Below are 10426 nucleotides of genomic sequence, written 5' to 3' on the forward strand. Positions count from 1 at the left end.
CGTCCACGCACCTGCTACGAAGGACACGTCCCTGTGCGTCTCAAGATGACTCTCGTGCGCCACGACGGCACGAGCGACGACATCGTCGTCACGGCCGACGCCGGCAGCACGGTCGGCGACGTCGCCCACGCCGTCGCCGTGCGCGACCCCCGGAACATGGGGTCGCTCGTCGACGTCCCCCCGCTCACCCTGCGCGCCCAGCTCCCCGGGCAGGAGCAGTCGGTCGTCCTCGACCCCGACGTCCCGATCGCGGAGGCGTGGCTCGGTTCCGGGGCCGTCGTGCACCTCCTCGACGCCGCCCGCGCCGCCAGCACGATGCAGGACGTCCAGAACGTGCTGGCCCGTGTGCGGGTCGTGGCCGGGCCCGACGCCGGGCTGCAGCGCGACCTCGTCGCGGGGCGCTACGTCGTGGGACGCGAACCGGGGTGCGACCTCGTGCTGTCCGACCCCCTCGTCTCGAAGAAGCACGCCCGGATCGACGTGTCCGACCGTACCGAGGTCGTCGACCTGGGCTCGGCCAACGGCATCGTCGTCGACGGCGGTCTGGTCACCCGGCTGCGCGTCGACCGGCAGCAGACCCTCGTGCTCGGCGACACCGTCGTCGTGGTCGACCCGCTCGGCAGTGCTGCAGGCGGTCCGGTCGCGGGGCCCGTCCCGTTCAACCGCTCGCCCAAGGTCGAGCCGCGCTACGCGGGGGAGAAGTTCACGGCGCCCAGCGCCAACCGTGAGGAGGAGCCCCAGACCTTCCCGGCGCTGGCCCTCGTCGCGCCGGTGGTGATGGGCCTCCTGATGTTCTTCGTCACGCAGCGCCCGACCGCGCTCCTGTTCATCCTCATGAGCCCGCTCATGCTCGTCGGCAGCTACGTGACCGAGCGCCAGCGGCGCCGTCGTCGTCTGGAGCGCGACGTCAAGAGGTTCGACGAGCGGCTCGAGGGTCTGCGGGCCGCGCTGCGCGACGAAGAGGTCGCCGAGCGGTCGGCGAGGCTCCAGGAGGCACCGGCGACGCCGCTCACGCTGGCCGAGGGGCTGCGTCGCGGGCCGCTGCTGTGGACGCGCCGCCCCGAGCACTGGTCCTTCCTCAACGTGCGGCTCGGGCTCGGCTCGATGCCCTCGCGCAACGAGGTCGAGACGCCGGGGCGCGGTGAGATGGTCCCCGAGCTCCAGGGGCGTCTCGACGAGCTGGTCGACCGGCACGAGCTCGTCTCGGGCGTGCCCGTGGTCGAGAACCTGCACGACGCCGGTGCGCTGGGGCTGGCCGGGGCCAAGAACCTCGTGGAGCCCGTGGTCAACTCCGTGCTCGTCCAGCTCACGGTGCTGCACTCGCCCACCGACCTCGTGGTCTGCTCCCTCGTGACGCCGACGTGGTCGCGCTCGCTCGAGTGGCTCAAGTGGATGCCGCACACGTCGGCCTCGACGAGCCCGATCGAGGGCAACCACCTCGCCGACAGCGCCAGCAGCGGCGCCGTGCTCCTGGCCCAGCTCGAGGAGCTGATCCGGACCCGGCTCAAGAGCCAGCGCGCCACGCGTCGAGGCGCGGCCCGGACCCGCGACGCCGCCCTCGAGCGGGGTGCGAGCGTCGGGGAGGGCGGAGGCGGACCCGTCGAGGGGACGAGCTCGCCGCTGCCCGCGGTCGTCGTCCTCGTGTCCTCCGAGGTCGACGTGGACCGTGCACGTCTCGCCCAGCTCGCGGAGACGGGGCCCGACGCGGGGGTGTTCCCCGTGTGGGTCGCCGACAGCGTCCGGGGACTGCCCGCCGCGTGCCGCACCTACGTCGAGGTCGGTCCCGACCGCACCTCGGTAGGCATGGTCCGGCTCGGCCTGTCCGTCGACGACGTCGTGCTCGAGACGGTCGACGCGGCCGCCGCGGTCGAGTACGGCCGTCGCATGGCACCGGTGTTCGACGCGGGCGTCGTCGACGAGGACGCGAGCGACCTGCCGCGCACCGTGTCCCTGCTGACGCTGCTCGGCCCCGACATGGCGACGTCCGGCGAGGCCGTGATCGACCGGTGGAACCAGAACCTCTCGATCACCGACCGGACGCCGGGGGCCGTCCCGAGGCGACGCCGCGCCGGGGGGCTGCGGGCGCTCGTCGGCTCGGCCGGGTCGGAGGCCATGCAGCTCGACCTGCGCACGCACGGCCCGCACGCCCTCGTGGGCGGGACGACCGGCTCGGGCAAGAGCGAGTTCCTCCAGGCGTGGGTGCTGGGCATGGCTGCCGAGTACAGCCCGGACCGCGTCACGTTCCTGTTCGTGGACTACAAGGGCGGCTCCGCGTTCGCGGACTGCGTCCAGCTCCCGCACTGCGTGGGCCTCGTGACCGACCTGTCGCAGCACCTCGTGCGGCGTGCCCTGACGAGCCTGCGGGCCGAGCTCCACCACCGCGAGCACCTGTTCAACCGCAAGAAGGCCAAGGACATCCTCGAGCTCGAGAAGCGGGGCGACCCCGACGCTCCGCCGGCCCTGGTGATCGTCATCGACGAGTTCGCGGCGCTCGTCTCCGACGTGCCCGACTTCGTGGACGGCGTGGTCGACATCGCGCAGCGAGGGCGCTCGCTCGGGATCCACCTCATCATGGCGACCCAGCGCCCGGCGGGCGTCATCCGCGACAACCTGCGGGCGAACACGAACCTTCGCGTCGCCCTGCGCATGGCCGACGAGTCCGACTCGTCCGACGTCGTCGGGACCCCCGAGGCGGCCCACTTCGATCCCGGGCTCCCGGGGCGCGGGCTGGCCAAGACGGGCCCCGGCAGGGTGCGCCCGTTCCAGTCGGCCTACGCCGGCGGCTGGACCTCGGACGAGGCGCAGCCGCTGCGCATCGAGGTCGCGGCCCTGCGGTTCGGCGGCGAGATCCGCTGGGACGCGCCGCAGCCCGCGGTCGTGCCCGAGGAGACGGACCTCGGCCCCAACGACCAGCAGCGCCTCGTGGCGTGCATCGGGGCCGCGAGCAGGCACGCCGAGATACCGAGCCCGCGCCGCCCGTGGCTCGACTCGCTCGCCGGGGTCTACGACCTCGCCCGCCTGCGTCAGCGCACCGACACCGAGCTGTTGATCGGCGTCGCCGACCTGCCAGAGGTGCAGGCCCAACGGCCGACGTACTTCCGCCCGGACACCGACGGCCACCTCGCCGTGTACGGCACGGGCGGTGCGGGCAAGAGCACCACGCTGCGCACGCTGGGCATCGCGGCGGGGATCACGCCCCGGGGCGGAGCGGTCCAGGTCTACGGCCTCGACTTCGCGGGCGGCAGCCTGCGGATGCTCGAGTCCCTGCCTCACGTCGGGTCCGTGATCATGGGCGACGACGTCGAGCGCGTGGTCCGCCTGCTGCGCATGCTGCGCGCCGAGCTCGACCGCCGCGGCCCGCTGTTCGCGGAGGCCTCCGCGTCGAGCGTCACCGAGTACCGCGCGCTCACGGGCCGCACGGACGTGCCGCGCATCCTCCTGCTCGTCGACGGCTTCGGCGCGTTCCGCGACGACTTCGAGCAGGGCGCGGGCCGGGCCGTGTGGTTCGACGTGTTCCGTGACGTGCTCGCCGAGGGACGCCAGCTCGGCATCCACGTGGCCCTCACGGCCGACCGTGCGGGCGCCGTGCCGACCGCGGTCCGCTCGGCCGTGCAGCGCAACGTCGTGCTCCGGCTCTCCGACGACGGGTACGGGCTGCTCGACGTCCCCGGCGACGTGCTCACCCCGTCGTCGCCGCCGGGCCGCGCGGTGGTCGACGGCGCGGAGACCCAGGTCGCGGTCATCGGCGGGACGACCTCTGCCGCCGAGCAGGCGCGTTCCTGCGTGCGGCTGGGCGACTCGATGCGCAAGGCCGGGGTGCTCCAGGCACCGAGGATCGGCGCCCTGCCGCAGGAGTACACGGCCGACGTGCTGCCGGACGAGGTCGACGGGCAGCCCGTGCTGGGGATCGGCGACGAGACGCTCGACGCCCTCGGCTGGGCACCCGAGGGGACGTTCCTCGTGTCGGGGCCTGTCGGCAGCGGCCGGACGACGGCGCTCGCGGCGCTCGCGAGGTCCCTGGTCCGCGCGGCCCCGAAGACCCGGATCGTCCTCGCGGCGCACCCCGGGTCCTCGCTGGTGTCTGCTGCTCCCTGGGACCGGGTCGCGCGGAGCGTCGACGAAGTCGTGGCCCTCGCCCAGGACGTCGCCGAGGACCTGGCGGCCGGACCCGTCGCCGTCTTCGTCGAGGGGGTCGACGAGTACCTGCAGTCACCGGCGGACGCACCGCTCGTCGCGCTCATGAAGGCGGCCCAGCGAGGCTCGTGCCTCGTGGTCGCGGAGGCCGAGTCCTCCCGGTGGGGCTCGCCGTGGCCCTTGCTCGCCGAGATGAAGAACGGCCGCCGCGGGCTGCTGCTGCAGCCCGAGGCGCTCGAGGGCGACTCGTTGCTCAAGACCTCCCTGCCCAGGGTCTCCCGTGCGGAGTTCCCCCCTGGCCGGGGCTACTACATCGCGCGCGGCAGCACCACCCGGGTACAGGTCCCGATGGGCTGACGAACGCGTGGGGAGTTCTCCCCATACCCATGCGACCGCGCCTTCGGTACGGTTGCGACGACAACGGGCCGCGAGGCCGACGATGGATCAAGAGAGCGGGAATCGACATGGCGAACGTCAACGTCACCTACAGCGAGATGCGGGACGCAGCGGGCCGTCTGGAGATCGGCAAGGGGCACCTCGACGAGATCCTCGCGGATCTGATGAAGCAGGTCACGGCGCTCGTCTCGTCCGGCTTCGTGACGGACCAGGCCTCGACGCAGTTCATGGCCTCCTACGACCAGTTCAACCTCGGCGCGAAGAACGCGGTCGAGGGGCTCGTCGAGATGCACACGTTCCTCGCGCGCGCCGCGGACTCGATGGAGGAGCTCGACGCGCGTCTCGGCTCCGCGATCGCCCGGTGACGACTGCTGGACCCTCGGACGGCCGCCCCGACGTCGGGGCGGCCGTCCTGCCGTACCGGGAGTCGGGCGGCGGGTACGGCCGCGCGGCGACGTGGGTCGCGGTACCGACGGCCGTCGCGTTCCTCGTGGACACCGTGGTCCGGGGCTGGTGGGACGCGCTCGTGTGGCCCATGATCGGCGTGATCGTCGGGGCGGTCGTGCTGGTGACGGTGTACTCCACCCGGCGGTACCAGAAGATCGTCGTGGACCAGACGGGTCTGCGGGCCGGCAGGGACCACTTCCCCGCCGCCACGATCGACCCGAGCGTGGTCGCGCACGTCGCAGCCCACGGCCTGCTCCACGAGGGCGACCGTCTGCCGGACGGCACGACCGTCGCCGGGGGCAAGCTTGCCGGCGGGGCCTATGCCCCCACCCTGGGTGCAGGGCTCCTGCTGCTGCGCCTCACGGACGGAAGCTGGATCCGCGTGCAGTGCAGCAAGCCTCAGCGGGTCGTCGCTGCCCTGCAGGTCTGCCTCGCCGGGGCGGCCGGCGCGACGGTCTGAAAGGCGACGGGCCGACGGTCAGGTGCCAGCACCCCACCAGCAGAGCGCCGCTGCCCAGACGAGCAGAGCCTCGTCGTCGGCGGTGAGGTCGCGGACGGTGAGCATGCGCTGACGGTCCTCCGTGCGGATCGACGCGAGCTCGTCGAGGCCGCGCCAGGCACGCGCGGCGTTGTCCCGCCCGGGGTAGAGGTCGAGGAGGTCCGTGAGCACGGGGGCGCCGCGGAGCGCGCCGCGGGGCACGACCTCGCGATGGTGGGCCTTTCGTGAGCCCCCCACGACGGCTGCGACCGGGGTCCCGTCCGCGAGCGACACCTCGCGCAGGGTCCTGTCGTGGCGACGAGGGACGAGGGGCGTGCTGCGCAGGAGCACGTGCCCATCGGGGTCGAGCAGCTCGACGGTGTGAGGGTCGTCGCTGCCGCCGGTGTGCTGGCCGACGAGCCCTTCCACCGCCAGCTCCAGGAGGCCGGAGGCGATCTCCCCCGTGCCGAGCGGAGCGCGAGGACAGCGGCGGACCAGGTATCCCGGTGAGTGCTCACCGACCAGGAAGACGCGCCCGGTCCACCCCCGTCGGCCGACGTCCCCCCGCGCCTCGGGCACGGCGACCTCGAACGAGCGGGGGAGGAGCGCGGCGACCTCGGCCTGGCTGCGGTGCAGAGGTTGCTCGGGCGCGGCAGGGACGCCGACCGCGGGTGCCGGCGGCCCGAAGAGCGCGCCCGGTGCGCGCAGCCGTCGACCGAGGCCGCGCATGCTCGCACCGGTGGCCTCGACGTTCGCGCGGGCCGACTCGACCCCGGCGAGCGCCGCGCGGCCCCGGTCGAGCAAGGACCCCGGCACGAGCGCGTCGAGCCGTGGGACGCGCCGCGCGTCGGGTCGACGAGCGGCGTCGGCGGCGTCCGTCGCAGTCTCGGCGGAGGTCTCCCGGGCGTCGCCCTGCGGCTGCGGGAGCGCGCCGCCGTTCTCGTCGTGGTGCGTCACGGGAGTCAGGCTACCGTCGGTGGCTGCCGCGACAGCGCGTGTGGGGAGTTGTCCCCATGGTGGAGCATCGGCAGCATCTGGCAGCATGGCCACGCGCGGTGGAGAGCCGTGCGGACGAGAGGACATGACGATGACGCTTCGCGTCGACACCGAGGCGATCGATGCGGCAGCGATCTCGCTCGGAACCACCGCGGGGACGCTGGGTGACCTGGCAGGCGACATCGCTCAGCAGGCAGCAGCTGCCTCGGCAGCAGGTGGCCACCCGCACGTCGTTGCGGGCGCGAGCGAGTTCGGGGACTACTGGGGTGCCGGTCTCGGCGCCCTGGCGGTGGCGCTGGGTGAGCTCGCGACGCAGTTCGGCGACGCTGCGGCGGCCTATGCGGAGCAGGACCAGGTGCTGGCCGACGGTGCGAGGGAGCTCCGATGACCTACTTCGTCGACACGCCGGCGCCGTCCGCTCCCCGGCTCGCCCCGGTCGAAGGTGACCCGGAGGGGCTGCGTACCGCCGCCCGCGGCCTCGAGACGGTGCACGACGGCCTCGGCGACGCGCTGCGGGCACTGCGAGCCCGAGCCCGTGCGCTCGGCGACGACTGGGTCGGGGTCGCCGGCGAGGCGGCGCCCGTCGCCGTCGAGGGCGTCGCGCTGCTCGTGGAGAACGTGCAGGGGGCGATGAGCACGGGAGCCGGCGCGCTGCGGACCTATGCCGACGCGCTCGAGACGGCGCGCACGACCGTCGCCACGGCACAAGGGTTCGCCGACGACGCTGCCGCGTCGTGCGGCTCCGCGCTGCGGACGATCGACACGACGGCGAGCCCCGACATGGCCTTCTACACCGGCCAGCAGCGCCAGGCAGCGATCTGGGACGCGCAGGTGGCGTTCCAGGCGCAGACCGCTGCGGCGGACCGGGCTCGGGAGACGCTCGAGGCTGCGGCGCTCGCGTGCCGCCGTGCGCTCGAGGACACCCGTTCGGTGCTGGTGCGAGGGCACCGGGAGTCGTTCGAGGACTACGTCAACGGCATCGTCGCCAACGGTCTGAGCATGCTTCCCGGCATGGCCGGGCACGAGGGGACTCTCGGCTCGACGGTGTGGGCGGCGACGGCGGCAGGCGGGGTCGCCTACTCGGGCTTCTACACGGCGAAGTACGGCGCGGCGCTGTGGATGCACTGGGCCAGGGACAAGATGTTGACCCAGAACTCGGTCTCGAGCCTGATCGTCAAGGCTCTGAGCCCGCGGCTCGACGCTCTCGGGCTCCGCCTGGGCCTCGGGGCCGGTGTCGGGGCGAACACGTTCAACGGGCTCAACGCCTTCGGACGAGTCATGTTCGGCACGTCCGGGGTGACGGGGACGGCCGGTGGGATGACGCCGTGGGCAGCAGGTCGAGCGGCTGCCGCGGCCGCTGACACCGGTGCTCTGCGCGCAGGCCTCAGCGCAGGCGCGAAGGCCTCGGGCGTCCTGCGCGGCCTGGGCGTGGTCGGTGCCGTCGGCGCGACAGGCATGAGCCTCGTGAACGTGGCCTCCCAGGGCAACCCGATCGATGCGTTCCAGGAGAACGGCATCGACTACGTCGCGGACGTCGCGGAGCTCGGTTTCAACGTGAGCCTCACGGCTGCGATGATCGCCCCCAACCCCGTGACGATCGGCGCTGCCGTCATCACGGGAGCGATCTATGGCACGACCGAGATCATCGCCCACTGGGACGAGATCGAGGACCTCGCCGCGAACGGCGCGGAGATGGTCGCTGACGGATGGAACGCCACGACCGAGGTCGTGGGCGACGCGGTGGACGCCGGCGTCGAGAAGGCAAAGGAGTTCGGCTCGTGGCTCAACCCGTTCGACTGACCGAAGGGCTGCCCGCGGCGATGGATCGTCGTCGTCGGCGCTTCCTGCTCTTCCCCGACCACCTCGCGGTCCTGGGCCAGCTGGCCCAGGAGGGCGTGGTGGAGGAAGGGCTCGACGTCGCCGTCGACGCGCTGCGCGAGGCGGGCGTGCTCGGCGCCGACGACGCGGTCGACCCGGCGGCCGGCGAGCTCGCCCAGGCGCTGGCGGGGAGCTCGCTCCTCGTCGACGTCGAGACGAGCAGCGACGACGGGATCGTCTACCACGGCCTCGCCTTCGCCTCGGTCGGCGGCGTGGCCGTGTGCTGGGCGCGCTCGGGCTGGCCGGGGACCGCGCAGGCCGAGTACCTCCCGGTCGACGTCGGGATGGTCGTGCCGTGGATCGCCACGACGGTCGGGCTCGGGCGGGACGGCGCCACCGGGGGCGGCTCCCTGCCCGACGTCCTCACCACGACGGTCGGCGCGCTGGGCGCGTCCGACGGCACGGCCGACCCGGAGGAGGCGCTGGGCGGCGCCGCCGACGTCCTCGACGCCGCCAGGCTCACGTGGCGCGTGACGGTCCATGCGCCCGGCGGGTCCACGGTCCGCGCGCTCGCGGTCGTCGACGCGGGGCCGCTCGGCCTGTGGGAGCGCGTCGCGCCCGCGGAGCCGTTCGGGCTCGACGTCCCGGATCCCGCGACGCCCGTCGTCCTGGAACGGCGGAGCCCGGGGGACGTGTGGCGTGCCCTCGTCGGGCTGCTGCAGGACGTGGGTGAGGTCGCGGCGTCCTGACGTCCCGCGAGGCCCGGGCCGTCAGGACGCGTCGCCGCCTAGACTGTCCGGGCCCCGTGGACCCCGAAGAGGAGTGACCGTGCCGTCGACCCTGCAGTTCCCGAGCGAGCAGTTCCCCGCCTACCCCGGGGTGAGCCTCGACCAGCCGGACGGCTGGCAGCCGCTCCCTGAGGTGGGCCTGCCGCTCGCGTTGGCGAAGGACGCCGCCGGTGGGGAGTTTCGCGCCAACGTCATCACGGTCCTCAACCGGGTCCGGGCCGAGCACACGCTCGACCAGGCGATCGGCGAGGTCGTCGCGCGGCTGACCGCGCTTGCGCAGTACAAGGAGCTCGGGCGCTCGGAGACCGCCGTCCAGGGGCACGCCGGGTTCCGGATCGAGGGGATCTTCGCGGAGCCGACTCTCGGGGCGCTCGTCCAGGCGGTGCGGATCGTGCTCGTCGACCGCGGTCCGGTCAAGGACCTGGTGCAGGTGACGGGGTCGTGCACGGGGGCACAGATGCCGAGCACGCTGCCGGAGATCCGTGCGATCCAGGACAGCCTGAGCATCGCACTGTGACCGGCGCGGTGGCGGACGCCGCACCGCTCGACGACGTGGTCGCGGCCCTGCTGGGTCTCGGCTCCGGCGACCTGCCGTACTCGGCATCGGTCGATGAGTGGAAGCAGGGTGCCCAGGTCACGCTGACCTGGACGGGCTGGGAGGCCCGGTGGCGCTCGTTGCTCGGGGCGGGGAAGGCGACCAGGTCGTACCGGCTCGTGGTGCGGCTCGACGCCCGACGCGCGGTCTACCGGTTCACGGAGATCAGCGGCAGGTCGCGCAGGAGCGTGGCCGCCTCGCCGGTCGGTGTCCACGCCGAGGCGCGCTGGGACGGCCACCGCGGCAAGACCTTCGGTACACGGTCGGGGAGCCTGGTGGTCGCGCAGCGCGTGACCTCGTCGGGGGACCGGGCCTACGAGGTCGCGCACCTCGCCGCCGTGTCGGCGAGCCCGTCGACCATCAAGGTCCCGGTCTTCTCGACGCTCCGGTCTCTCGGCTGGCGGCCTCGCGTCGACAACCGTTTCGTGCGCCTCTTCGAGAGGTGAGGCTCGCGAGCGGAGGCCGCCTCTGACCGCCGCCCGCCCCGCCCGCGCCGTAACATTCGGCCGGATCATGAGACGCCATTCCACTAGGCGAGATTCGCTGGCAGTGTGAAGGTTCACCTCAGTCGTACAATCGAGTGGTTCTCCCGTTGGCGGCCGCGGACTCACCCGGACAGCCCGCGTGACCGGTCCGCCCACCTCCTGCGGGCCGACCTCCCCTCCTCGACCGGAAGGCGTTCTTTCCTGTGAGCAGCTCTCGTCCGTTGCGTGTCGCCATTGTTGGCGCTGGTCCTGCTGGTATCTATGCGGCGGACATTCTGTCGAAGACGGG

The 10426-nt window shown here is 73.3% G+C and carries 9 protein-coding genes; 8 read left to right on the forward strand and 1 reads right to left on the reverse strand.

What is annotated here, in order from left to right; all coding sequences use genetic code 11:
• Positions 1 to 33 precede the first annotated feature (33 nt).
• The 3 genes from ACZDYF_RS18145 to ACZDYF_RS18155 all read left to right on the forward strand — a co-directional run bounded on the left by ACZDYF_RS18145 (position 34) and on the right by ACZDYF_RS18155 (position 5437).
• Positions 34 to 4491, forward strand: coding sequence for an FtsK/SpoIIIE domain-containing protein (locus ACZDYF_RS18145; RefSeq protein WP_475060813.1), 4458 nt, complete (start codon positions 34 to 36; stop codon positions 4489 to 4491).
• 107 nt (positions 4492 to 4598) lie between these two features.
• Positions 4599 to 4895 (forward strand): WXG100 family type VII secretion target, encoded by a 297-nt coding sequence (locus ACZDYF_RS18150; RefSeq protein ID WP_030151988.1) that lies wholly within the window; start codon positions 4599 to 4601, stop codon positions 4893 to 4895.
• Entirely contained in the window at positions 4892 to 5437 is a 546-nt protein-coding gene (locus ACZDYF_RS18155) for a hypothetical protein (RefSeq protein ID WP_475060826.1), read from the forward strand. The genes ACZDYF_RS18150 and ACZDYF_RS18155 overlap by 4 nt, the downstream gene beginning before the upstream one ends.
• Positions 5438 to 5455: 18 nt before the next feature.
• Here ACZDYF_RS18155 and ACZDYF_RS18160 read toward each other — a convergent pair whose 3' ends face one another.
• Positions 5456 to 6412, reverse strand: a complete 957-nt coding sequence (locus ACZDYF_RS18160; protein WP_475060830.1) for a hypothetical protein — start codon at positions 6410 to 6412, stop codon at positions 5456 to 5458.
• 124 nt (positions 6413 to 6536) lie between these two features.
• Between ACZDYF_RS18160 and ACZDYF_RS18165 the strand changes: the two genes are divergently transcribed.
• The 5 genes from ACZDYF_RS18165 (at position 6537) to ACZDYF_RS18185 (ending at position 10098) form a co-directional block, all read left to right on the forward strand.
• Positions 6537 to 6839, forward strand: a complete 303-nt coding sequence (locus ACZDYF_RS18165) for a hypothetical protein (protein WP_475060833.1) — start codon at positions 6537 to 6539, stop codon at positions 6837 to 6839.
• Positions 6836 to 8251: a hypothetical protein gene (locus ACZDYF_RS18170; protein WP_191791756.1), complete on the forward strand. Its 1416-nt coding sequence runs from the start codon at positions 6836 to 6838 to the stop codon at positions 8249 to 8251. Before ACZDYF_RS18165 ends, ACZDYF_RS18170 begins: the two co-directional genes overlap by 4 nt.
• The gene (locus ACZDYF_RS18175; protein WP_475060840.1) at positions 8230 to 9018 is read left to right on the forward strand and encodes a hypothetical protein; all 789 of its coding nucleotides are present in this window, start codon (positions 8230 to 8232) and stop codon (positions 9016 to 9018) included. The genes ACZDYF_RS18170 and ACZDYF_RS18175 overlap by 22 nt, the downstream gene beginning before the upstream one ends.
• Positions 9019 to 9097: 79 nt before the next feature.
• A complete protein-coding gene (locus tag ACZDYF_RS18180) occupies positions 9098 to 9574 on the forward strand; it encodes an LpqN/LpqT family lipoprotein (protein ID WP_475060844.1) in 477 nt (158 codons plus the stop codon).
• Positions 9571 to 10098: a hypothetical protein gene (locus ACZDYF_RS18185; protein WP_475060853.1), complete on the forward strand. Its 528-nt coding sequence runs from the start codon at positions 9571 to 9573 to the stop codon at positions 10096 to 10098. The genes ACZDYF_RS18180 and ACZDYF_RS18185 overlap by 4 nt, the downstream gene beginning before the upstream one ends.
• Positions 10099 to 10426 lie beyond the last annotated feature (328 nt).

It is taken from the genome of Oerskovia sp. PE-21s (genome assembly GCF_056158145.1).

Excerpts from the sequence above, each read along its gene's own strand:
- ACZDYF_RS18170 (WP_191791756.1), top strand. The coding sequence starts at position 6,836 with ATGACCTACTTCGTCGACACGCCGGCGCCGTCCGCTCCCCGGCTCGCC.
- ACZDYF_RS18165 (WP_475060833.1), top strand. The coding sequence starts at position 6,537 with ATGACGATGACGCTTCGCGTCGACACCGAGGCGATCGATGCGGCAGCG.
- ACZDYF_RS18150 (WP_030151988.1), top strand. The coding sequence starts at position 4,599 with ATGGCGAACGTCAACGTCACCTACAGCGAGATGCGGGACGCAGCGGGC.